The organism is Rhodococcus sp. 05-2255-1e, from assembly GCF_002259025.1.
Classification (GTDB): Bacteria; Actinomycetota; Actinomycetes; order Mycobacteriales; family Mycobacteriaceae; genus Rhodococcoides; species Rhodococcoides fascians.
The window spans coordinates 85075-109093 of the sequence record NZ_NOZE01000046.1 but is presented as its reverse complement, the minus strand read 5'-3'; the positions used below and the strand labels follow the sequence as shown (position 1 = coordinate 109093).

The window sequence follows — 24019 nt, the reverse complement described above, 5'->3', positions numbered from 1 at the left end:
GGACACACCCATGGAACTCACCGAGGCGATGCGCACCACCGGCACCTGCAGGCGGTACCTCAGCGATCCTGTTCCCGACGAGGTGTTCAAAGCCGCGTTCGACGTCGCCCGCTTCGGCCCGCAGGGCGGTAACCGTCAGCCCGTACGGTGGATCGTCGTGCGTGACGCCGCCCGCAAGCAGGCCCTCGCCGACCTCTACCTGCCGATGTGGGACGCCTACTTCGCCGGCATCACCGGCGGAACCGTCGCCGTCGGCGCATTGCCCAAGACCGTGCAGGACGCCGACTACTTTGCCCGCCACCTCCACGAGGTGCCCGCCATCGTGGTGGTCTGCGCAGCGTTGGACGGACTGCACCCCACCGACCACGAACTCGGCCGACTCTCCGTCGTCGGCGGGGCGTCCATCTACCCCACCGTGCAGAACCTGTGCCTGAGTCTGCGCGATCAGGGCGTCGCGACCGCGGTGACCACGTTGCTGTGCCACGAGGAACCCGCCATCCGCGAACTGCTCGGCATCCCGGACGACTACATCACCGCCGCGCACATCGCCGTCGGCTATCCGGAGAAGTCGTTCCCCCGCAAGCTCACTCGCGATCCCGTCGAGCAGATCGTTGCGGCAGAGACGTTCTCGCAGCCGATGTTCGACTCCGCTGCTCTCTCGCCTGCACTGTAAAACCACAGCATCTGAAGGAGTCCGCCGTGCCCGGTACTGCCATCCACCATCGCTCCCCCATCGGCCGCGCCACCATCGGCGATCAACTTCGTCGCCATGCGCGGACTCAGCCGAACAAGGTTGCGTTCATCAGCTACTCGGCGGACGGCACCCGCGAGGTCACCACCTACGGCGAACTCGATTCTCGGGCAAACCAGTTCGCCAACCTGCTGGTCGACCTCGGGGTGACCGCGGGTGACCGCGTCGCATCGATGGCTCGTAACAGCGTCGATGTGGTGGTGGCGTACTACGGAACCCTCAAAGCCGGAGCGGCCTTCACCGGCATCAACGTGATGTATCGCGCCGCCGAGGTGAAGCACCAACTCGAACACGCGGAACCGACTGTGGTGGTGGCCGATCCGGCCTACACCGAGATCATCTCCTCGGTGAAGCCGGACACCACCACCCTGGTGACGTTCGGTACCGAATACGCCGCACTGACGGCGAACTCCCCGTCCACCGAGCCCGACGTCGAGATGGACGAGAACGACGTCGCGATGGTCATCTACACCTCCGGAACCGAAGCGGCCCCCAAGGGCGTCATGATTCCGCACCGCAACTTCCTCATCTCCACCGCGCCCGCGTGGAGCTGGGGCCTGCGCACCGGACCGGAGGACACCTGGCTGTTCGTCATGCCGTTCCACACCATCGCCGGACTCGGCTCGATGACGACCCTCACGCTGATGGGGGCCACCCTCGTGCTGCCCGCAACAGTGGATCCGGCGCAATCGCTGCGTATCATCGCCGCCGAGAAGATCTCCGTCATCGCGCAGACCCCCACGTTCTATCTGGCCCTGGCCCGTGACGAGCAGTTCGGGCCCGAGGCCGTGAGTCAGGTTCGACGCTGCCTCACCTACGGTGGCCAGGTATCACCCCACACGATCAGCGCCTGGGCCGCCGCGGCACCCGAGGCAATCTGGGGCACCTACTGGGGACAGTCCGAACTCTCGCAGCTCGGCTCCGTCGGATGGTTCACGACACTCGACGACATTCCCGACGGCGACGCGTCGTGGATCGGCAAGCCCGTCACCCACCTCGAGATCAAGGTCGTCGACCCTGCGGGCAACGGGAGCGAGATCGGTGAATTGCTTTGTCGCACTCCATCGGTGATGCTCGGCTACTTCAAGGACCCCGAGCGCACCGCCGAGGTGTTCCGAGACGGATGGGTGCACACCGGCGACATGGTGCGCATCGACGCCGACGGCAACCTGTTCTTCTACGATCGGATGAAGGACATGATCAAGTCGGGAGGGATGAACGTGTCGTCGCAGGAAGTGGAACGCACCATCCACACGCACCCGGACGTGCTGCGTGCCGCCGTCGTCGGAGTCCCCGACCCGTACTGGTCCGAGGCCGTAACCGCCTTCGTCATCGCACGCGACGGAGTGACCGCCGACCCGGCCGCGATCATCGAGTACTGCCGCACCGAGTTGGCGTCGTACAAGGCCCCGAAGTCGGTGCACATCGTGGCCGAACTGCCCGTCGACCCGCAGGGCAAGATCCTCAAGCGTGAACTGCGACTGCTGGCGGCGGTCGAGGAGACTGTATGACTCAACCCGATGCTGTGACTCCACTCCCTCGGCAGATACGTACCCGGCAACGCCGAGAAGACATCGTGGCCAACGCCGCCGATATCTTTGCGCGTGAGGGCTATTCGAACGTGGGCATGCGCGACATCGCCGACGCCGTCGGCATCAAGGGTGCCAGCCTCTACCACCACTTCCCGTCCAAGGAAGACATCCTCTTCGCGATCTGCCTGACGGTCACGCAGGAGCCGGCCGAGGAGAACCTGCCGCTGCTCGACGCAGCCGGGACCCCTACCGAACGCATGTCCTCTCTAGTGCGTGCGCACCTGGTACATCTGAACCGACGACGGGTGGAGTACATCGTGGGCCTGCACGAACTCGCCTCACTCACCCCCGAGCACCGCACTGTCGTCGAGGACTACCGTCGCCAGTACCAACGACGCGTCCGCGACGTCATCACCGCCGGAATGCGCAGCGGTGAATTCACCGTCCCGGATGCGCGTCTGGCGTCGTTCGCGCTGACCGACATGCTCAACGGCATCAGCAACTGGTTTCACGACGGCGGCGAGCTGAGCATCGAGGAGGTCGCCGACAACTACGTCGAATTGGCCGTTCACCGCATTCTGGGGGCATCACATGGCAATTGACGGTCACTGCGAGCCCGAATTCGCGGCGGTGCGCGACGCACTCGCCGCCAACGTCGAGAGCGGAGCCGAACTCGGCGCGTCGCTTGTGGTCGACATCGACGGCCATACCGCTGTCGACCTCTGGGGCGGCTATCGCGATACCGAGCGCACCCTGCCGTGGGAGTCGGACACGATCACCAACGTGTGGTCGACCACCAAGATGGTGACGTGCCTGGCGGCGTTGATGCTCATCGACCGTGGAGTGCTCGATCCCGATGCGCCGGTCGCGACGTACTGGCCCGAGTTCGCGGCCGCAGGCAAGGAAGACATCGCACTCCGGAACCTGCTGTCGCACACGTCCGGAGTATCGGGATGGGACAGGCCGTTCAGTGAAGAGGACCTCTACGACTGGGAACTCTCTACCTCGCGTCTGGCTGAGCAAGCTCCGTGGTGGGATTCGCGCACCACATCGGGGTATCACGCAGCCAGTCAGGGCCACCTGATCGGTGAACTCGTCCGCCGCGTCACCGGAAAGCCGTTGCGGCAGTTCGTCGCCGATGAGATCGCCGGTCCCCTCGGAGCCGACTTCCAGATCGGTGCCGCCGAAAGCGACTGGGCCCGGATCGCCGATGTGGTTCCGCCGCCCCCGCCGACCGATGATGCCGGGCCCGATCCGACGATGGTGCGTCGCAAGACCTTTCTCGGACCGTTGGTCCAGGCCTCGTCCGCGAATACCCCGGCATGGCGTGCCGCGGACATGGGTGCACTCAACGGGCACGGCAACGCACAATCGGTCGCGAGGATCCTGTCGGTCATCTCCCGAGGCGGAACCGTGGACGACATACGACTGCTGAGCCCGGAGACCATCGACACGATCTTCGAGGAGCAATCGAACGGAATCGATCTGGCGCTGGGAATTCCGTTGCGCTTCGGTCTGGGCTTCGCTCTCCCACAACACGAATCGATTCCCTACATCCCCGACGGCAAGATCTGCTTCTGGGGAGGTTGGGGCGGATCGCTCACCGTTCTGCACCCGGAGTCGAAGCTGACCATCTCCTACGTCATGAACCGAATGGGGCCCGGAATCATCGGCTCGGACCGCGCGGAGCAGTACGTCCGGGCGGTGTACGAGGCGATGGTCTGACGGTCAGCGCTCGGACGGCGTCAAGAATTCGAGCACTGCCGCCATGTCCTTGGCCCCGAGTCCGGAGTCCAACGCCCCGTCGAGAACGTTCCCGACGGTTGTGGCCTGGGGAAGCTCGAGCCCGTGGTCGCGGGCGAGCGCGAGTCCCAGGCCTACGTCCTTGTGCAAGAGCGACAACGGGAATGCCACACCAGCCGCTGCCGGATCGAGAAAGTGTTCCTTCTTGTAGCCCACGTACGGCGCAGCCACCGCACTCGAACCCAACACCTCGTACAGGGCGGCCGGTGCCAAACCAGCCGACTCACCGAGAATCAGTGCTTCGGCAACGGCCTGGTTCAATGCTGCGAGAACCGAATTGACGGCAAGCTTGGCCACCGAAGCAGTACCGGCCGCACCGGTGTGGAACTGAGCGCGCGTCACTGCCTCCAGTACCGGCTTCAGGTAGGTGAACTGTTTGTCGTCGCACCCGACCATGGTCGTGATCTGCCCGGTCTCGGCCAGGCTCACACTGCCCGATACCGGGGCGTCGACAACCGCGGTGCCCGATCCTGCTGCGCGCTCGGCGAACTCGCGCACGGCGGTCGGTCCTACCGTTCCCATCACCACATGAAGGTGTTCCGCCGCACCGGCTGTCGCGATTCCGTGCTCACCGAATAGCACCTCCTCGGTCGCTGCCGCGTCGGGCAACATGCTGAATGAAATCTCGGCTCGCGCCAGATCGGCGGGCGTCGTGGTGATCGTCATTCCCAGATCGACCAGTTCGGCCGGCGCGGTATCGGGCGTCAGGTACAGGTCGTAGGCGGTGACCGTGTGGCCCGCCTCGAGGAAGCGGCGCACCATGTGGGTACCCATGCGGCCGACTCCGGCGAATCCGATGTGCATTGTCTCTCCTAGCGTGGGGCGGGCCATAAAGTGTGCTCTTCGGTGTCGATCAGGACGTCGGTGCGTCGCCGACTCGCACCAGAAGCTTCTGCGCGTCACCGTTCGGATCCAGCAGCCGCTCGAATCCGTCGGCGACGATGTTCTCGACGTCGATGATCTCGCTGACCACTTTCTCCACCGGGTAGCGTCCGGAGGCGACCAGCGCGATGATGCGCGGCCAGTCGTATACCGGGTAGCACCAGGTGCCCACCAGAGTCAGGTCCTTGTTGGACATGGCCATGGGATCGATTGTTGCGGGCTTGACGTGCAGACCGACCTGCGCGACGGTTCCTCCGGAGCGGACGCTGTCGAGTGCGGCCGTCAATCCGTGCTGGTGACCCGAGCATTCCGCTGCGGCGTCGACTCCGATACCGCCGGTGAGGGCGCGAACGGCGGCGGGCACGTCCTGCACCGTCGGATCCAGTACCTCTGCGATACCGAATGCCTCGATCAGCGCGCGGCGCTTGGCATTCGGCTCCGAGACGATGATCTTTGCCGCGCCCGACGCATGCGCGTACAGAGCGGACAGGGCACCGATCGGTCCCGCACCGGTGATGAGAATGGTGTCCCCGGCGCGCAACCCGGTGCAGTCGACGCCGTAGGCGGCCACCGCTGCCGGCTCGATCAGCGCGCCCTGGACATCACTGACGCTGTCCGGTAGCACCGACACCTGTTGTTCCTGCACCGCAACCAGTTCGGAGATTCCGCCGCCGCCCCAGCTCAGACCGGTGCAGGCCATGATCACACACAGATGGTTCAGTCCGCGTCGGCAGTAGTAGCACTTACCGCAGGTGACGAGCGGCATCACCGACACGCGATCGCCCACCGCGACCGACTCGACGTCGGAGCCGATCTCGACTACGCGCGCCGAGAATTCGTGTCCGAACACCTGCGGCGCTTTCGCACCGGTGAGTGCGTGGGGTTCGGTCGGAATGACGATCGGACCGAAGGCGTACTCGTGCAGGTCCGTTCCGCAGATGCCGCAGAAGAACGGTCGAAGCAGAACCTCGCCCGGGCCCACCTTCGGGGCCGGAACGTCTTCTACCCGTACATCGTGTCGGTCGTGAAATACCGCAGCGCGCATAGCTTTCTCCTGAAGTCGAAAAATCTGTGTGAAGGGGCGAGGTCCTGCGTCAGACCGCGGTGATTCCGCCGTCGATGGTGACCGCGGAACCGGTCTGATAGCCGACGTCCTCGCGCAGCAGGAAGACCACCAGCTCGGCGATCTCCTCGGGAGATCCGTACCGCCGAAGCGGTGTGCCTTCGATGAACCGGTCGCGCTCGAAGTTCGGATCGTCCGGGTTGACCAGACTTTCGGACCTCGACATCAACGGAGTGTCGACCGGTCCGGGGCAGATGCAGTTCACCCGAATGCCGTGGTCCGCGGATTCGGCTGCAGCACTGCGGGTCAGCCCCAGAACGGCATGCTTGGTCACCACGTAGTCGGAGCGATCGGGAGCTCCTTTGAGGCTGAGAATCGAACCGGTGTTGACCACCGCTCCACCCCCGGACCGCTGCAGCAGCGGGAGCACGTTCTTGAGCCCGAAGAACATTCCGTTGAGGTTGACGTCCACCACCGATCGCCATTCGCTCTCGGTGGTATCGACGATGGACTTGTGCACGCCCTCGACACCGGCGTTGTTGAAGAACAGTCGAGGTTCGCCGATCAGCGAGGTCGCGGCGTCCGCATAGGCCTTCACCTGATCGTGCACGGACACGTCGGCGGCGAACGGATGGATCTCACCCTCCGACTCCGCAGCTGTGCGCTCTGCGGCCGCCATGTTCATGTCGACAGCGAGCACCCGGGCACCCAACGACGCCAGCCGATGCGCCACTGCCCGGCCGATACCGCTGCCGGCGCCGGTGACGATCGCACCCTTGTTCGTGAACTGAGACTGTTCGTTCATCGCTGACTCCTCGGGAGGATCCCGGCCGCGCGGTAACTCTCGGTCTTGTCCATGAAACTCTCGAACGTGGATCGGAACCCGAGGAAACCGGCCTTGCGGCTCTTGGTCATATCGGTGAGGCATTCGATGTCGCGGCCCAGATCACCGTCCGTATGCCACCAGGACGCAAGGCGATCGACATCTGCTTCGACCAGATCGTGCTTCGCCGCGATCTCGGTCCACACCTTCGCGGCGTCACCCATTCGTTCGGCGAGCGGCTTGGGGGCATCGGCGAAACCGACGGGTTCGACGCCGAACGCCTCCGCGATCTGTGGCCACATCCAGCGCCATCGGAACACGTCACCGTTCGCGATGTTGAAGGCTTCGTTCTCGCCCTCGACATGTGTTGCCGCCCAGATCATCTGCTCGGCGAGAAGGTCCGCATCGGTGATGTCGGTCAAGCCGTTCCACTGGGTATCCGAACCGGGGAACACGAACGGCGCACCGGTCTCGCGGCAGATCTCGGCGTACACGCCCAGCGTGAGCGCCATGTTCATCGCGTTCCCCACCGCGTAACCGAAGACGGTGTGCGCTCGGTGCACACTCCAGGTGAACCCCTGCGCTTCCGACGCCGAGAACAGTTCGTCCTCTTGGGTGTAGTAGAAGTTCGGGTTCGGCAGCCTGGGTTCGCTCTCGTGGAACGGAGTTTCGGCCATGACACCGGTCGCGTAATCGTCGAACGGGCCGAGATAGTGCTTCAGCCCGGTCATCAGCGCGACGTGACGCAGCGCGGACTTGCCCTTCATTGCACCGAGAACGTTGCGGATGATGCTGCCGTTGACCTCGATGTTCTCGGCCTCCGAGTCCTGCTTTATCCAGGCCGTGATGAACACGATCTCCGGGTCGACGCCGTCGAGTGCTGCAGCCAGCGACTCCGGATCGAGCAGATTCGCCGAGACCGGCACCACGCCCTCGACCGGATTGGTCGTGCCTCGGGCCAGACCGTAGGTGGTCCATCCTGCGTCGACGAGCTGACGCGAGATCGTCTGGCCGGCAATCCCGGTGGCACCGATGACGAGCGCCGCCTTGCTGGGCGTGCTCATCGGATGGCCGGATCGATGAGGACCTTGCCTTCGACCTTGCCGGTCGAGAGTCGCTCCAGCGCCGCGGGTAGATCTGCCAGCCCCACAGGCGCCTCGGCCAGCTCCTGGCCGAGCGGTCCGGTGTTCAGAATGTCCAGTGCGGCAGGTAGATCGGTGTCGCACACGTGCGCGAGGGTGGTCTCGAGAGTGATCTCTCGGAAAACGAGCGAATGCACATCCAGCTCCGGTTTCTCTTTGGGAATTCCTACTGCGAGTACGCGGCCACCGTCGGTCACCATGGTCAACGCCGAGACCAATTGGCCGGGCGCTCCACTTGCTTCGATGACGACGTCCGGCTTCTTTCCGCCCAGTGCCTCGATGATCTGCGCGCCGAGGTCCTCGGACGGAGTCAGCGTGCGATGCGCTCCGAGGCGCGTCGCACGATCGAGCCGCTTCCCCGGGAAGTCGACGACGGTGACATCGACATCCACCAGGTGCTTCAGGCCGGCGAGGACGAACGAACCGATGGCACCGGCACCGATGACGACGACGTTGTCACCGTCACGGGCACCCGAGCGCCGCGCAGCGTGAATGCCGACGGCCAATGGCTGAGCGAGTCCGGCATAGTCGACGGACAGTCCTTCGGGCAACGCTCGCAGCGTCTTCGTCGGGACGCTCACGTACTCCGCCATGCCGCCGTCGACGTTGAGTCCGAGGGTCTTGTAGGTCGCGCACTGGTTGGTGCGGCCTTCTTTGCAGCGTCGGCATGTGCCACACCAGATTCCGGCCCCGGTAGCCACCAGATCTCCGATCTTGTTCTCGGAGTCGGGCTCTGCTTCGACCACCTCGCCGACGAATTCGTGGCCAAGGATCAACGGGCCCTGATGCCCACTGTTGGTGTGCCGTCGCAGTACCGGGAAGGTTTTGGGTCCGGCCACCCATTCCGAGGCGTCGGTGCCGCAGATACCCGAGCGCAGAACACGGACGAGCGCTTCACCCGACGCGCGTCGCGGAACCGGAACCTCCTCGACGCGGATGTCGCGCGCGCCGTAGTACACGGCCGCCTGCATGGTGTCGGGCACAATTCCTCCTGGACGAATTTCGAATGTGATGCACGCTACTTCTTGAGTGTAGAGTAACACTGCACATGTTCAGTGCCAAGCGGTTACGGCACGAAAGCCTGTGCGAGAACGTGGAACAGCGGAATGACCGAGCAATGAGACAATCGATGCACTACGGTCCGTCCAGTGGGTGCGTACACCCGGCATCAGGGGGCGACGTTGATTGCAGAGGTGGGAGGCGACGGAAGAATGACCGAAGAGAGCGTCGAGGTCGAATCGGCCGAGACAGCCGTTCAGATGAACGCGCAGATGGGCTTGCGACTGCGCGGAGCGCGCGAGAAGGCGAACATGTCGTTGCGGGAGATGGCACGTCGAGTTCATCTGTCCCCCAGCTTCATCTCTCAGGTCGAGCTCGGACGGACGGCACCCTCGGTGGGCACGCTGTACGCCATGGTCACCGAGTTGGGTCTCTCGCTCGACTCTCTGATGGCCGAGGACGTGGCACCGCATGACCTCGAATCCCCGCGGCCTACACCGTCGACTCGGCCGAAGCTCGCGGACCGAACCGAGGTAGCCCACGCGAACGGCAGTGCGCGAGCGTCCTCGGTTCAGCCGCTCCCGGAGGTGGGAGCGCTTCCCGGCCTTCAGCGGGCCGACGAACGACCCGAGTTGTATCTCGGGGGTGTGCGTTGGGAACGCCTGACGCCGGACGACGACCCGGACGTGGAGTTCCTCCGAGTCACCTATCCGGCTGGAACCGAATCCTGCCCTGCAGACAATCTGATGAACCACGGCGGCAAGGAATACATCCACATCCTGTCCGGACGATTGGAGATTCAGGTGGCCTTCGCCCGCCAGGTGCTCGGCCCGGGTGACAGTCTCCACTTCGACTCGTCCATTCCGCATCGACTGAGCAACCCGCACGACGAGACCTGTGTCGCAATCTGGTTCGTGGTCGGTCGGCAGAAATGATGCGGTCTCACACCGCCGTGTAACCGCCGTCGACCACCAGCGCGGCACCGTGCACGAAGCGGGCCTCGTCACTGGCCAGGAACAGCACGGCGTTGGCGACGTCCTCCGGCTCACCGACGTGACCGATCGGATGCTTGGGCTCCATGATGTCGAGGTAGCCGCGCAGCCCGCCTTCGCTGCGTTCGGCCAGTTCACGCACGAACGGAGTCAGGATGGTGCCCGGGTGGACGGAGTTCACCCTGATGCCGTCGCGTCCGTACGTCACCGCGTCCTTCTTCGTCATGATCGTGACCGCGCCTTTGGCGGCGTGATACGGGGCCATCTCGTGCGATCCGACGAGTCCGTAGATCGACGAGATGTTGACGATGCTGCCGCCGCCGTTGGCCCGTAGGTGCCCGATCGCGTGCTTGGTGCAGAAGAAGACGCCCTTCACATCGACCGCGAAGACTGCGTCCCATTCCGCCTCGGTGACCTCGTGGGTGGGCTTGTCGACACCCGAGATACCTGCGTTGTTGACGAGGATGTCGAGCTTCCCGAACTCCGCGGACACCTGATCGAACACCGAGGACACCTCGGCTTCGTCACTGACATCCAATCGCCAGAACGCCGCCCGGCCGCCCTGTTCCTCGATCAGTCGGACGGTCTCCACTCCGTCCTTCTCGGAGACGTCGGTGACGGCGACGGCAGCACCTTGCGCAGCGAACAGCGTTGCCATGGCACGGCCCATTCCCTTGCCGGATCCGGTGACGATGGCGACTTTGTCGGTCAGACGAGACATGAAGGGTCCTCGGTGTCGTATGGGTTTCGGGATTTCAGAGAGTTGCGTCGAAGGTGATGTGCACCTTGATGTTCTCGGCCGGCTTCTGTGCCTCGTCGAGAGCGGTCACGGCATCGTCGGCCGCGATTTCACGGGTCACCAGTCCACCGAGATCGAGCCCGCTCCTGGCGATGAAACGCAGCGTCGCCGGCCACACGCCCGGCGAGCCGATCGCGCCACGGATGTCGAGTTCCTTGGATTGGATGAGCCCCAGTTTCGCCGGTGCCGATCGTCCGACGTCGATACCGATGTACACCACTCGGGCTCGATGCCCGGCGAGTTCGAGTGCACTGGCCATCACCTCGGGACGGCCCGTTGCCTCGACGACGACATCGGCACCTCGGCCGCTGCTCACCTTGCCGAGCAGTTCGTCCACCTCGTCCGGAGTGACCGCATGTGCAGCACCGAGTTTCAACGCCGCCTGCCGGCGGCCCTCGGAAGGTTCGACCACGATGGTCGTCGCCCCGAGCGCGGCGCCACCGGCAACCACCCCGAGCCCGATCGGTCCGGCTCCGAGCACGACGAGTACGTCGCTCGCGTTGACGTTTCCGGCGCGCATCAACCCGTAGTAACCGCAGCTGAACGGTTCGACGAGTGCGCCACTGGTGAACGAGACCTCGTCGGGAAGCTTGTGCAGCCATGCGGGTTTGACGACGAAGAACTCCGCCGCTGCGCCGCTGATGGAGAACCCGAAATGGTCCTCGCCGATGACGCATTCTCCGACGACACGGTCGCCCACCTGGAAGCCGTCGACGTCGGCACCCACCTTCGCCACCTCACCGGACCACTCGTGGCCGGGGATGATCGGGTACTCGAACGGGATGATGTAGCGGCCCTCGAGCAGTTCGATATCGGAATGGCAGACGCCGACCGACCGTGCGGCGATCAGAACCTCGTCCGCCGCGATCGTCGGGATGTCGAGGTCGGCAACCTCGGCCTTGTTCTCTGCGACGAATCTGAGTGCTTTCACTGCTGTCTCCTCTGTATGACGTTCTTGTGCGGAAGGTCAGTGCGTGCGGGCCGAATTGCGCTGCTGCAGAGCGATGTACAGGACGGCGGCCACGATGACGATGGCGCCCTGCAGCCAGTACTGCCAGGCCGTATCGAGGCGCAGGAAGTTGGCCAGGGCCAGAATCACCTGCAGCAGAAGCGCTCCGAGCAGTACTGCGATCGGCGAACCGCTACCGCCGCGCAGCAGCGTTCCGGCCACGACGACCGCGGTGATGGCCGACAGGGTGAAACCGATCCCCTGGTTCGGGTCACCGACGCCGACCTGACCGACCAGCATGATGCCGCCCAGCATCGTCATCAACGAGCAGCCGATGTAGGCCGCGGTGACGGTGAGGCCGGTGCGGACGCCCATCTTTTCGGCGATGACGCTGTCCGATCCCGAAGCACGAAGCGCTATTCCGGGCCGAGCGAAGCGCAGAACGGCACCGAGCGCCACGGCTGCGAGTACAGCGACCACGAAGGCCACGGGAACCGGGCCGACGCTGTAGTTGATGACATCGAGGATGGCGAAGTCGACGTATCCGTCGATCTCCGGTCGGAGCAGCAGCGAGATTCCCTGTATACCGATGTAGGTCACCAGCGTCGCTGCCACTGCGGTGAAGCCCAGGCCGCGGATCAATCCGCCGTTGATTGCGCCGACGATGACCGCGGCGGCGACGGCCACCGCAACACCGGCCACCAGACTCCCCACCGACGCCCCGTCGAACCAGAAGAACGACATGATCACCAGCACCAGCCCGGTGAGAGGACCCACCGACAGATCGATGCCGCCGGTCATCACCACCAGCATCTGACCGAGCGCGATGAAACCGAGCGCCGTGGTGGTGAGCAGTACCGATACGAGGTTGGCTTCACCGAGGAATCGTGCGTTCTGCGTCGTGGCGATCAGGGACAGCAGCACGATGGCCCCGAGCAATGTGTACGCGGGCAGTGATCGAGCGATTTTGCTCGGAGGCTTGTCCACCGCCCCGACTCCCGTTGCCGCCGCAGCACTTCGGTGTCCGGTGGCCGACACCATGGCTTGCATCATGTTGTGCTCGGTCACCGCGTCACCGCTGAGGGACTCGACGACGGCACCGCGGGAGACGACGAGAACCCGGTCGCACAATCCCTCGAGTTCGACGGCGTCGGAGGACAGCACGACGATTGCCATACCGTCGTCCGCGGCCGCTCGTAGCTGCGAATAGATCTCGGCGCGGGCCCCGGCGTCGACGCCCTGCGTCGGCTCCTCGGCCAGAATGAGCGCGGGCTCGGACAGCAACGCTCGGGCCAGGACCACCTTCTGCTGGTTGCCTCCGGACAGGTTCCCCACCGAGGTCTCGACGCTCGGTGCCTTGACGGTCAGGGCCTTGGCCATCGCCGTCGTGAGTCGACTTTCGCGGCTCTTGTCGATGATGCCGTTGGACACGAATCGCCCGAACGCGCCGAGGGCGGAATTCTCCCGGATCGAGAATTCCGGCAATACGCCTTCTCCTGCGCGATCGGCAGGCATGAACGCGATTCCGGCGCGGTGTGCGTCGGCGGACGACTTCAGCGTCAACCGATCACCGCCCAACCGAACGGTGCCGGTGGATTCGGTGAGACCGGCCAGGGCACGGAGCAACGCGACCTGGCCGTTGCCCGCGACACCGGCGAGACCGACGATCTCGCCCGCACCGACCGTGAACGAGATGTCCTCGAAATCGGGGCTCGACAGATTCTCGACGACGAGGCCTTCCGCACTCGGGCCGGTGCCCTTGGGCGGGAACACTGCGTCGACGTCGCGGCCTGCGATGAGCGTGATGATCTCGTCGTCGGTGAGCGACTGCGGATCGTAGGAGCCGCGCACCCGGCCGTCGCGAAGAATGGTCATCGTGTCCGCCAGCTCCCGGACCTCGGGAATGCGGTGGGTGATGTAGACGACTGCTACCCCGGCTGCAGCGAACCGACGAACCTGCTCGAAGAGCAGATCGACCTTGTCCTGCACCAGTGGTGCCGTCGGCTCGTCGAGAATGAGCACCTTGGTGTCGATCGCGAGTGCCTTGGCGATCTCGATCAGTTGACGCTCGGCAATGGGGAGGTCGGCGCACTTGGTGTCCGGGTGGACCGTGCACCCCACCACCGCCAGCTTCTCGGTGACCCACGGCCCCATCTCGAAGACCGAGGGGCGCAGATGGCGAGGAATGGCCAGAACGAGATTCTCGGCGACCGTCAGGTCCGGCAACAGAGCCGGAGTTTGATGGACGATGGAGATGCCGAGTTCGAGAGCGTCGGCGGGCGTCAAGCCGGTCCGCTCATCGCCCGCGACGACCACGGATCCCGATGTCGGACTCAGCGTTCCGGAGATGATCGACATCAGCGTGGACTTGCCTGCGCCGTTCTCACCCAGCAGCGCGTGCACCTGCCCCGGCCTGATGTCGATGTCGACACCGGCCAGTGCGGTCACCGGGCCGAACGTCATGCCGATTCCGCGGACCTGAAGGTACGGCTCGGCGAGAGTGACTGTGGACGTGGATCTCTCGTTCATCGAAGCTCCTGACAGCACTGGCTGCGGTGTGATCGGACGTGTCATTGCAGTACCTCTCCGATGCGCTGCGGATCGAGCGTGCTCGACAGGAGCGCGTCCTCGGGCAGATTCGGCTCGCAGATCGGTGCGCTCGGCGCGCCACTGATCGAGTCCTCGAAGGCAACCGGCACATCGACTTTCGACTCGGGTGCAACGCCTCCGGTGGCCTCGGCCACGACGTGCTGGACGGCCAACCGGACCATGTAGGTCTGCGAGGTGACCGTGAACAGCTCGAACCCGGGATTGGCGTCCTTCAATTGCTCGTACTGGCACGACAATCCGTTGGAATCGGCCGACGCGATCAGCGGAAGCGGACGGCCGGCCTGTTGAAATGCCGTCATGATGCTGGTCGCGGCGAAGTCCGTCATGACCGCATCGATCTGCGGGAAGCGCGACAGCATCGTCGAGGTGGCCTGCTGGGTTTCCGCGGGCGTCCAGTTGGTGACGGTGAACGGCTGGTCGCCGATCAACTTGATACCTGGATGATCGGCCAGGACTTCCTGCATGCCTTCGTATTCCGCGAGATCCTGAGAGTTCGCGGGCGGTCCGCCGAGGAACAGAACGTTGCCCTCACCGTTGGGAAGCGACTTCACCAGCCACTCGGCATACAGGCGGCCGATCGCGCCGAAGTCCGCGGCCACGAAGGTGGTGTACTCCGAGCCCTCGGAGCCACCGGGAGAAATTCGGTACGGAACGACGGCGACGCCGGCCTTGTACTCGTAGCGCAGGGCCGGAAGGACGGCCTTGCCCGAGTCGGGGAACACGAGCATTCCGTCGACGCCCTGAGCGCCGAGGCTCTTGATGTCGGCGATCGCCTTCTGCGTGTCACCCTGGGCATCGGTGGTGATGAAGTCCGTGACGGACGAGCACTTGGCGAGTTCGTCCTGCAGTTCGGCGAAGTTGGTTCGCTTCCAACTGTTTCCACCGCTGCCGTCGGCGAATCCGATGACGGCAGGGTTGGGGCCGCACCAGTCCGGCCGCGGCTCGCTGCTGGAGACGGTCTCGAAGCCGCCCACCGAGCAGCCCGCGATCAGGGCCGCGACAGGCAACAGCGTCATCATCCGCAGGGTATAGGTCTTGAGCTTCATCGATGGTGTCCTCGAGTCAAGGGAGAAGAACGAATGTCGTAGCGGGGCAAGTCCCGTGTGCCGGCGGTCATGACACCTCGACCGGCTTCCTGGGTTCCTCGACGGCAGCCGTACGACGGGTGCGTCCGGGCCGGAAACCGCTGTGGAAGGCCACACCGAGGCCGAGCGCGAGAGCCTGGATGAGGATCTGCCAGCCGTACGCGAGTCCCAGAGTCGACGCCAATCGGTCGACCTGGGTGAAGAAGACTGCGGCGATCAACGAGGCGAGCACACTGCCCTTACCGCCGAGCAGCGATGTGCCACCGAGAACCACTGCGGCCACCGACGGCAGAAGGTAGGTGTTGCCCTCGCTGATTCCAGGAGTGTTGACGATGCCGGTCAACAACACGCCGGCGACGGCGTAGAGCACGGCGGCCACGGAATACGCGCTCAACGTGTAGCGCAGCGGTGCGATGCCTGCCGCGACGGCGACGCGCGGATTGGCACCGACGGCCTCGAAGATGCGTCCGGTCGGGGTGAGGCGAACGACAACCCCGACGATGATGGTCAGGACGACCGCGACGACGACGGTCACCGGGACTCCGAGCAGCGTCGATCCGATGACATCGGACAGTCCGGTCGGGGTGCGGCGTGCGGCACCCTCGGAGACGGCCCAGGTCGCGCCGATGAGCAGTGCATTCATACCGAGGGTCGCGACGATCGGGGCAACGTTCAACCGCGCGACGACGAAGCCCGAGACGGCTCCGGCCACTGCGGAGATGAGCAGTGCTGCGACCACGGCCATGACGATGGCACCGGTCGTACCGCTACTGGCGAGCTTGGTGACCACGACGACCGACAGTGAGAACACGCCCGGTACCGAAAGATCGATACCGCCCTGTTGCACGACCAGGGTCTGTCCGATCGCGACGACCGCGAGGATCGCCGCGAACGGCAACATCGCCGATATCGCGCCACTGCTGACGCTCTGCGGCGCGAGCAGGGCGCTGATCAGGAACAGAACTACGGTGGCAATTCCGATGGCGACAGCGCCTCGAGCTCGTCCGCTCAGGGCCGTCCCCACTACGCTTGCCGACGATCGTTCGTTTCGTGGAGTGGGCTCGACGCCCGCCGAGGGAGCCGGTTCTCCAACCGATTGACCATGTGATGTCACGAGAGTTCTCCGTTGATCGGGCGATGAGGGTGGTGGAGCCGGCGGCAGGTTCTGTAGCGAGAAAGTCAGCTGTGCGCGTCGCACGCGGCACATCGCGTCAAAATGTCCACCACTGCTGCATGAATGTCCTGTCCTGATTGAACTGTGCAGTGGGTCACTTTGTCAAGCAGCTCATGCGCTACGCCACTTTCACCGGCCATAAGGGGTCTCCCAACTGCGGATACTGAAATTTGAACCATGCCTGCAAGTGGCCGCCGAGGTCATGCGAACGCTGATCGGGCGGAGTGGAGAGTGTTCTGTGACAGTTGACACTTGCCATTCAGCTCCCTACCGTCATCACCTACCGGCACACCTGCGGCCGCTCGACTTTCCAGGAGAATCCATGACACAGGCACAGGAACTCGATATCGACGCCATCAAGGCCACGATCTCCGAGCTCGAGAACAAGCGCTACGCGGCAATCGTCGACGGCGATCTCGACGCCTTCGTGAGCTGCTGCCACCCGAACCTCGTGTACACCCACTCCGACGGCAGCCGCGACACGGTCGACTCGTACCTGAGCAAGGTCACCTCGGGCTTCTACGTCTACCACCGCATCGATCACCCCACCGACGACATTCTCGTCTCGGGCGACACCGCAGTCGTCGTCGGCGAAATGAACGCGAGCATCACCGCCAACGGCAAAGAAAAAGAGCTGGTCAACAACTCGATTGCGGTGTGGGTCAAGGAGAACGACCAGTGGCTGCTGCTCGCCTACCAGCCCACTCCGCGCCCCTCGCACTGACGCGCACTCGACTCACCGACACACCGGAGGCACGGATGCTCGAATTCGAGCACGACACACTCGCACAACGCGTTCTGTTCGGAGCAGGTAAGGCCGCATCCAACCTCGCTGCCGAGGTCGGTCGACTCGGCGCGACGTCGGTCATGGTGATTGCAGGCCCCGCCGAAACCGAGCTGGCAACATCGGTGTGCAGCGAGATCGAGCCTCGCCTGATGTACTCCGAAGTGGTACAGCATGTTCCGATCGAGACAGCGGAGAAGGCACGCGCTGCAGCCCGCGAACACGAGGTGGATCTGCTGGTCTCCGTCGGCGGCGGTTCGACCACCGGTCTGGCGAAAGCCGTCGCCCTGACCAGTGGCATTCCCATCGTCGCCATTCCCACCACGTACGCGGGCTCGGAGGCCACGAATGTGTGGGGACTGACCGAGGCGTCGCGCAAGACCACCGGCGTCGACCCGCGCGTACTCCCCACCACCGTGATCTACGACGTGCACTCGCTGCTGACCCTTCCGGTGGAATTGAGTGTGGCGTCCGGACTCAACGCCCTGGCGCATTCCGTCGACTCGATGTGGGCTCCTCGGGCGGATCCGATCAATTCGACTCTCGCAGTAGAGGCCATCACTGCGCTGTCCAGCGGGCTTCGAGACATCAAGCGAGATTCCACCAGCCAATCCGGCCATGAGCAAACCCTTTACGGCGCTTACCTTTCCGCGGTCGCCTTCGCGTCCGCGGGGTCCGGATTGCATCACAAGATCTGCCATGTTCTCGGTGGCACGTACAACATGCCGCATGCCCAGACGCATGCGATCGTGCTGCCCCACGTACTCGAGTACAACGCTCCGTATGCGCCCGCAGCCGAGCAGCGCATCGCGGCTGCTTTCGGGACCTCCACTGCGGTGGAGGGACTGTGGTCGCTCCGCACCGAACTCGAGGCACCGACCGCGCTGCGCGACTACGGTCTGAAGGAGTCCGATCTCGAGGAGGCCGTTGCGCTCGTTCTCGAAGCAGCTCCCGCGTCCAATCCGCGGCCCGTCACTGCTGAATCGCTCATGGTTTTGCTCCGTAATGCTTGGGCAGGAACGACTTCCGAGAACGAGGACCGCTGACATGGGTATCGGCAACCGCACCGACGTCTCATCCGAGCAGAGCGGCCGAGAGCGTGCGCTGACCGACAAGGTCGTCGCCAGCTTCGCCGAAACCCCCGATCCGCGATTGCGAGAACTCCTCACCGGGTTGACCGAGCATCTTCATGCGTTCATTCGAGAAGTCCGACTGACGGAGGACGAGTGGGCCAAGGCCATCGAGTTCCTCACCGAAGTCGGTCACATCACAGATGACCGGCGTCAGGAATTCATCCTGCTGTCCGATGTTTTCGGTGCCTCGATGCAGACCGTCACCGTCAACAACGAAGCGATCGCCGGTGAAACGGAGTCGACGGTGTTCGGTCCGTTCTTCGTCGACGACGCCCCCGCCATCGAGTCGGGCGGAGACATCTCCCAGGGCGCACCCGGCCAGGCGTGTTGGGTCGAGGGGACGGTCACCGATATCGCAGGTGAACCCATTGCGAATGCCCGGATCGAGGTGTGGGAAGCCGACGACGACGGTTTCTACGACGTCCAGTACTCCGACGGACGGGTCGCCGCTCGCGGTCACCTGTTCTCGGACGACAACGGGAAGTTCGCGTTCTGGGGCCTCACTCCGACCCCGTACCCGATTCCCTTCGACGGCCCCGTCGGACGGATGCTAGACGCCGCCGGACGCTCACCGATGCGGGCATCGCACCTGCACTTCATGGTCACCGCCGAGGGTAAACGGACTCTGATCACCCACATCTTCGTGCGCGGCGACGAACTGCTCGATCGCGATTCGGTGTTCGGGGTCAAGGACTCGCTCATCAAGGACTTCGTGGAACAGCCTGCGGGCACCCCCACCCCCGACGGTCGGGAACTGGGCGAAAACACCTGGTCGAGGGTCGAATTCGACATCATTCTCGCGCCGGAGCAGTAGAGACCACGCCAACCCGGGCGGCGCCCGCCGCTCCGTGGGGAGACAGCTCCTGTTGAACCGGCACAGCACACGGATTTGTGCTGTCGAGCAGCGCGCGCCGTGGAACTGATCCCCACGGGGCTCAGGCAGGAATGAAATCCCGGAGCACGGGAAGCCTCGTCGCCGAGCGATTCGCGAGCGTGGGCACACAACCCAGCAGTCCCTTGGTGTACGGATGCGTCGCGGTCGTTGCTATGTCGGCGGACGCCTTCTGCTCCACCAGCTCACCGCGGTACATCACCAGCATGGTGTCGGAAAATTCGAGACACAGCTTGATGTCGTGACTGACGATGAGCAGTGCAGTCCCCTGCTCCTGGGTCAGGTTCTGCAGCAATTCCATCGTTCCGCGGGCCAGCGACGCGTCGAGCGCACTCGTGGGTTCGTCGGCAATGAGCAGTCGGGGTGATCCGCACAGTGCGAGGGCCGTCATTACCCGCTGGCGCATACCGCCGGACAGCTCGTAGGGTCGACTGCGCATCACGCGACGGGTATCGGAAAGCCCGACTTTGTTCAGCCAGTGCTCGGTCAGGTCCACTCGTTCGCGTTTCCGGGTGACGCCCACTCCGGCAAGGACGTGCTTGAACTGTCCCCCGATGGTCCACACGGGATCCAGCGCAGTCATCGCATCCTGGAACACCATCGCGATGCCGTCGGTTCTGCGCGGCACACTGCGGCCGGTCGACGGCTGCGCCGGCTTTCCCTCGAATTCGAGGAGCGTCGATTCGATGGTGGCACCCGCGGATACATCGATCAAACCCGCGATTGTCATGGCCAGCGTCGACTTACCCGAGCCCGACTCGCCCACCAGCGCCACCCTCTCACCGGGTGCGATCTCGAACGATGCCTTGTCCACCGCGACCACAGCGGAGTCACCGGTTCCGTACGTCACGGTGAGGTCTTGGACATCGAGGACCGGTCGGCCGGTTACCGGCGAGTAGTCATCGGTGTCATGATCGCGATGGGTGAGCGAAAGCGATTCTGGCTCTGCGGTTGTCGTCATAGATAACTCCTGCCGATACGCTGTCGATTCGAGGACGGTGTCCATGGTCGCGGTTCGGTGTTTCCCAGAGCCTCGTCGACGGTAAACAGCACATTACGCAGCCCATGCGCCGCCCACACAGCGGCCTGAGCAGGGATTTCTTCATAAGTTTCTTGGTTAAGGCCGCAGCGCAGGCAGCGAAACCAGCACCGATGTCCGATATGCTCGCAGTCATCACTGGTGATCTCGACGTCGCGGCCACCTCGGCTCTCCCATGCGCATCCCCGAAAGGCGATGACAGATGACCCGCCCCTTCTTCGATGACGAATCCGGTTCTGTCGCAGCTCATCTACGCAGACAGGCCGACGAACAACGAGCACGATATCTCCGCGCCCAGACGAACCGCTCCGAGAAGTTCGTCACCTCACCCCGCCGCGTGTACGAGCTGATCAGGTCGGGGATCCGCCGAGGCACGATGCCCCACGACGAGATTCTGTCCGAGCAGCATCTCATCCAGTCGCTCGGCGCAACGAGAAACGCTGTGCGAAAAGCACTTCAGATGCTCGCAGACGATGGTGTCGTGCTCCGCGCGCGCCGTGCCGGTACGTCGATCGCCCACGACATCGTGGCGGTGCGAGAAGGCGAGGTGGGGCCGAGGGCCTGGGCCGGAATGCCGGACGAGGGCCGCTTGACGGTCGAGACGTTGGAGTGCAGACGTATTGCCGCGCCCACCGTCATTCAAGAATTCATCGGCACCGAGGTCGATTCGGTGATTCTCCTCGAGCAGATCGGCCGCATGGGTGGAAAGCCTCTGTATCTGCGTGTCGGCTACTGCATCACGGATTTCGAGATCGACGAATTCACCGAACGCATCGAGAGCAACCACTCGGAGTATCCGCCCATCGCCGTCGCTCATCGACGAATCTTCGGCACCACCTACGGCGGGAGCAGCTCGGTCGTCGAAGCGATCTCCTGTCAGGAACGGGCGGCCGAACTGCTGGACATGCAGGTGGGTGCGCCGGTATTGCTGCGCGAGTTGATCACTCGCGACACCGATGGTCGCCCGTCCGAACTGAGCTTCACGCACTTTCGAGCAGACCGTGTCGCCATCATCGGATCGACCGAAACGGCGGCCACCTCGGCCCTGGGCTGAGGTGACCGCCGCGACGGTGGGAGTTCAGAAGTCCAGCAGGTTGTCTCGCAACTGTTCGTGCGCATAGCCGCTGCGAACCAGGCCACGCCGACGCAGCGCCGGTATCAGCCCGTCGGTGATCTCGGTGTAGTAGCGGCGTCCGAGCTTCCCGGTCATCAGAAAGCCGTCTCCACCGACCGCATCGATGACATCCTCCATCTGCTCGGCGACGGTATCGGGTGTCCCCACCAACGGGACCGACGTGATCGACCACGTAGCAGCCAACTGTCGCAGCGTCTTCGGAGTGCCGTCGTCGTTGGTCTTGCTGCTACCGGACCCGGCGAGGAAGTCCGCGAGGGTCGTACGGTGACCATTGGTGGTGAGCTCAGGCGGCGGGGCATCGATGTCCATGGTCGACAGGTCGTTACCCGTCACCGCAGAGATGTGCGCCAGTGCAGCATGCACCCGCGCATCAGTTGCTTCACGTGACCGTGCGTCGAGTTCGCGCGCTTCGGTGTCGGTCTCACCGAGAACCGGGGACACGATGTAGAGAATCTTGATCGAATCCGGGTCGCGGCCTGCGTCCGAGGCCATGGCTCGAACGTTGTCGCGATAGGCCTTCATCGCCTCGAGCCCCTGAGCCTGACAGATGATGGTGTCGGCATTGCGGGCGGCGAAGGCGCGTCCGCGCGGCGATCCACCGGCCTGGCAGATGACCGGCCTGCCCTGCGGCATCGGGAGCGTGTTGAGCGGGCCGCGGGTGCGATGGAACTTGCCCACGTAGTTGGCGTCGTGCACCTTCGTGTGATCGACGTACGTGTTCGACGCGGCATCCATCACCAGAGCGTCCGGTTCCCACGAGTTCCACAGCGCATCCACGGCCTCGACGAACTCCTCTGCCCGCTCGTACCGTTCGTCATGGGGCGGTAGAGCATCCATGCCGAAGTTCTGTGCGGCGCGGTCCTCGCTCGAGGTCACCACGTTCCATCCAACCCGTCCGTGAGACATGTGATCGAGGGTCGAGACCACCCGCGCCAGCAGGTACGGCGGATAGAAGCTGGTCGACATCGTCGTGATGATCCCGAGTCGAGACGTGGCGGCGGCCAACATCGGCACCAGGGCAACGGGATCGTGCTTGGGTGCGTATTGCGCCTTGGCCAAGTCGAATTCGGTCGTGCCGCCGTAGATATCCGAGACCATCGAGGAGTCCTCGAGCATCAGATAGTCGAATCCCGCGCGTTCGAGCGCCCTGGCCATATCGACGTGGAACCGCCCGTCGGCCCACGTATCGGAATCCGACCCCGTCCAGTGCGAACTCCACACCGGCGGGCGGAAGCTGGTGAACCACCCCAGATGCATGCGTGGTGTGCTCATCGTGCACCTGCCAGGTGCTCACGGAGGTTGCGACCCCGGTACCCGGTGCCGGCGACACCACGGCGCGAGAGCTCGGGCATCAGCCCATCGCACACGTCGTCGACGTACCGGCGGTTCAGTACCCCGCCGCCACCACCGAAGAACAGGAAGCCGTCGCCGCCGACCTCGTCGATCACGCTCTCCATCTCGTCCGCCACGCTGGCAGGAGTGCCGACCAACCGCAACGATTCGGTCCGTTCCGTGGCGACGGTTTCCCGAATGCTGCGTCCGGCTGCCCACTTACGAAGATTGTCCAAGATACTGGTGCTCCCCTCGGTCTTCAGATCGTCCGGAATCGGCTGATCCACATCGAGAGTCGAGAAGTCGATGTCTCCGGACAACATGATCAGGCGGCGTGCGATGGCCGCGTCGGTCGGCTCGTAGTAGCGCTCGGCCTTGCGCTTGGCGTCGTCCTCGGTCTCCCCCAGAATGGGCGTCACCATGTAGAGGACCTTGATGTCGTCGGGGTTGCGCCCGAATTCTTCCGCGCGCGCCCGCACGGTCTTGCGGTACTCGCGCATCGCATCCCGGCCCTTGGGCGCAGCGACCACCAGATCGGCTACGCGAGCAGCGAGATCGATACCGGACTTCGATGCACCCGCCTGGCACAACACTGGCTTGCCCTGTGGGCTCGGGAGCGTATTGAGCGGACCACGCACCGAGAAATGTTCTCCCACATGGTCGATAGTTCTGACCTTGGTGTGGTCGACGTAGGACTCGAGACCGGGAACGATCGGTGACGCGGCATCGGCGTCCCAGGATGCCCACAATTGGTTTGCGACGTCGACGAATTCCTCCGCGATCTCGTATCGGGCATCGTGCGTCGGCAACGTGTCTCGGCCGAAGTTCTGTGCGGCGCGATCGCCCGTGGAGGTCACTATGTTCCACCCCATGCGGCCACGACTGAGATGGTCGAGGGTCGACAGCAAACGGGTGAGCAGGAAGGGCGGATAGAAGCTGGTGGACGCGGTGACGACAATGCCGATTCTGTCGGTCTCGAACGCCAGACGCGAAGCCAACCCCATCGGGTCGTGCTTCGGCGCGCGTGGTGTCCACTTGAGCTCGGACTCGAACGTGCCCCCGAAGATGTCGGTCAATGCCGTCGAATCTTCGAGCATCAC

Annotated in this window: 22 protein-coding genes; 9 read left to right on the top strand and 13 right to left on the bottom strand. The window is 64.2% G+C overall.

Annotation, left to right across the window (positions count from 1 at the left end; genetic code table 11):
* Positions 1-10: 10 nt before the first annotated feature.
* From CH262_RS25695 to CH262_RS25680, 4 genes are read left to right on the top strand one after another with little or no spacing between them, the layout of a single operon-like run.
* Positions 11-673: a nitroreductase family protein gene (locus CH262_RS25695; protein WP_027497814.1), complete on the top strand. Its 663-nt coding sequence runs from the start codon at positions 11-13 to the stop codon at positions 671-673.
* Positions 674-699: 26 nt separating this feature from the next.
* A complete protein-coding gene (locus CH262_RS25690; RefSeq protein ID WP_094718775.1) occupies positions 700-2262 on the top strand; it encodes a class I adenylate-forming enzyme family protein in 1563 nt (520 codons plus the stop codon).
* On the top strand, positions 2259-2885 hold the full coding sequence (locus CH262_RS25685) for a TetR/AcrR family transcriptional regulator (RefSeq protein ID WP_094718773.1): 627 nt from the start codon (positions 2259-2261) through the stop codon (positions 2883-2885). Before CH262_RS25690 ends, CH262_RS25685 begins: the two co-directional genes overlap by 4 nt.
* Complete coding sequence (locus CH262_RS25680) at positions 2875-4008, top strand: serine hydrolase domain-containing protein (RefSeq protein WP_094718771.1); 1134 nt, start codon at positions 2875-2877, stop codon at positions 4006-4008. The genes CH262_RS25685 and CH262_RS25680 overlap by 11 nt, the downstream gene beginning before the upstream one ends.
* A 3-nt stretch (positions 4009-4011) precedes the next feature.
* Here CH262_RS25680 and CH262_RS25675 read toward each other — a convergent pair whose 3' ends face one another.
* From CH262_RS25675 to CH262_RS25655, 5 genes are read right to left on the bottom strand one after another with little or no spacing between them, the layout of a single operon-like run.
* Complete coding sequence (locus CH262_RS25675) at positions 4012-4890, bottom strand: NAD(P)-dependent oxidoreductase (protein ID WP_094718860.1); 879 nt, start codon at positions 4888-4890, stop codon at positions 4012-4014.
* Positions 4891-4939: 49 nt separating this feature from the next.
* Positions 4940-6013: a 2,3-butanediol dehydrogenase gene (locus CH262_RS25670; protein ID WP_032384831.1), complete on the bottom strand. Its 1074-nt coding sequence runs from the start codon at positions 6011-6013 to the stop codon at positions 4940-4942.
* 49 nt (positions 6014-6062) lie between these two features.
* Positions 6063-6836 carry an SDR family NAD(P)-dependent oxidoreductase gene (locus CH262_RS25665; RefSeq protein WP_094718770.1) on the bottom strand — a complete coding sequence of 258 codons (774 nt, stop codon included), beginning with the start codon at positions 6834-6836 and terminating at the stop codon, positions 6063-6065.
* Positions 6833-7918: an SDR family oxidoreductase gene (locus tag CH262_RS25660; protein WP_094718769.1), complete on the bottom strand. Its 1086-nt coding sequence runs from the start codon at positions 7916-7918 to the stop codon at positions 6833-6835. Before CH262_RS25660 ends, CH262_RS25665 begins: the two co-directional genes overlap by 4 nt.
* Positions 7915-8979, bottom strand: coding sequence for a zinc-dependent alcohol dehydrogenase (locus CH262_RS25655; protein WP_094718767.1), 1065 nt, complete (start codon positions 8977-8979; stop codon positions 7915-7917). The genes CH262_RS25660 and CH262_RS25655 overlap by 4 nt, the downstream gene beginning before the upstream one ends.
* Positions 8980-9207: 228 nt before the next feature.
* Between CH262_RS25655 and CH262_RS25650 the strand changes: the two genes are divergently transcribed.
* On the top strand, positions 9208-9930 hold the full coding sequence (locus CH262_RS25650) for a helix-turn-helix domain-containing protein (protein ID WP_032384944.1): 723 nt from the start codon (positions 9208-9210) through the stop codon (positions 9928-9930).
* A 7-nt stretch (positions 9931-9937) separates the two neighbouring features.
* On the opposite strand, the gene CH262_RS25645 is transcribed toward CH262_RS25650, so the two are convergent.
* From CH262_RS25645 to CH262_RS25625, 5 genes are all read right to left on the bottom strand, one after another.
* Positions 9938-10708 (bottom strand): SDR family NAD(P)-dependent oxidoreductase, encoded by a 771-nt coding sequence (locus tag CH262_RS25645; RefSeq protein WP_032384828.1) that lies wholly within the window; start codon positions 10706-10708, stop codon positions 9938-9940.
* Positions 10709-10742: 34 nt separating this feature from the next.
* Positions 10743-11717 carry a zinc-dependent alcohol dehydrogenase gene (locus tag CH262_RS25640; RefSeq protein ID WP_094718766.1) on the bottom strand — a complete coding sequence of 325 codons (975 nt, stop codon included), beginning with the start codon at positions 11715-11717 and terminating at the stop codon, positions 10743-10745.
* Between the two features lie 36 nt (positions 11718-11753).
* Positions 11754-14264, bottom strand: a complete 2511-nt coding sequence (locus tag CH262_RS25635; protein ID WP_094718859.1) for an ATP-binding cassette domain-containing protein — start codon at positions 14262-14264, stop codon at positions 11754-11756.
* Positions 14265-14305: 41 nt separating this feature from the next.
* The gene (locus CH262_RS25630) at positions 14306-15391 is read right to left on the bottom strand and encodes an ABC transporter substrate-binding protein (RefSeq protein WP_094718765.1); all 1086 of its coding nucleotides are present in this window, start codon (positions 15389-15391) and stop codon (positions 14306-14308) included.
* A gap of 67 nt (positions 15392-15458) precedes the next feature.
* The gene (locus tag CH262_RS25625) at positions 15459-16544 is read right to left on the bottom strand and encodes an ABC transporter permease (protein ID WP_094718764.1); all 1086 of its coding nucleotides are present in this window, start codon (positions 16542-16544) and stop codon (positions 15459-15461) included.
* Between the two features lie 382 nt (positions 16545-16926).
* Here CH262_RS25625 and CH262_RS25620 point away from each other — a divergent pair, with 382 nt between their 5' ends.
* The 3 genes from CH262_RS25620 to CH262_RS25610 are packed head-to-tail and all read left to right on the top strand — an operon-like array spanning position 16927 to position 19335.
* On the top strand, positions 16927-17328 hold the full coding sequence (locus CH262_RS25620; RefSeq protein ID WP_094718763.1) for a nuclear transport factor 2 family protein: 402 nt from the start codon (positions 16927-16929) through the stop codon (positions 17326-17328).
* 35 nt (positions 17329-17363) lie between these two features.
* A complete protein-coding gene (locus CH262_RS25615; RefSeq protein ID WP_094718762.1) occupies positions 17364-18434 on the top strand; it encodes a maleylacetate reductase in 1071 nt (356 codons plus the stop codon).
* 1 nt (position 18435) lies between these two features.
* A complete protein-coding gene (locus tag CH262_RS25610; protein WP_094718761.1) occupies positions 18436-19335 on the top strand; it encodes an intradiol ring-cleavage dioxygenase in 900 nt (299 codons plus the stop codon).
* A gap of 121 nt (positions 19336-19456) precedes the next feature.
* Here the strand turns inward: CH262_RS25610 and CH262_RS25605 are convergent, their stop codons facing one another.
* Entirely contained in the window at positions 19457-20374 is a 918-nt protein-coding gene (locus CH262_RS25605; RefSeq protein ID WP_094718760.1) for an ABC transporter ATP-binding protein, read from the bottom strand.
* A 280-nt stretch (positions 20375-20654) separates the two neighbouring features.
* Here CH262_RS25605 and CH262_RS25600 point away from each other — a divergent pair, with 280 nt between their 5' ends.
* On the top strand, positions 20655-21506 hold the full coding sequence (locus CH262_RS25600) for a GntR family transcriptional regulator (protein ID WP_032384821.1): 852 nt from the start codon (positions 20655-20657) through the stop codon (positions 21504-21506).
* A gap of 24 nt (positions 21507-21530) precedes the next feature.
* Here CH262_RS25600 and CH262_RS25595 read toward each other — a convergent pair whose 3' ends face one another.
* Complete coding sequence (locus tag CH262_RS25595) at positions 21531-22859, bottom strand: NtaA/DmoA family FMN-dependent monooxygenase (protein ID WP_094718759.1); 1329 nt, start codon at positions 22857-22859, stop codon at positions 21531-21533.
* Positions 22856-24019, bottom strand: a complete 1164-nt coding sequence (locus CH262_RS25590; RefSeq protein ID WP_256988992.1) for an NtaA/DmoA family FMN-dependent monooxygenase — start codon at positions 24017-24019, stop codon at positions 22856-22858. The genes CH262_RS25595 and CH262_RS25590 overlap by 4 nt, the downstream gene beginning before the upstream one ends.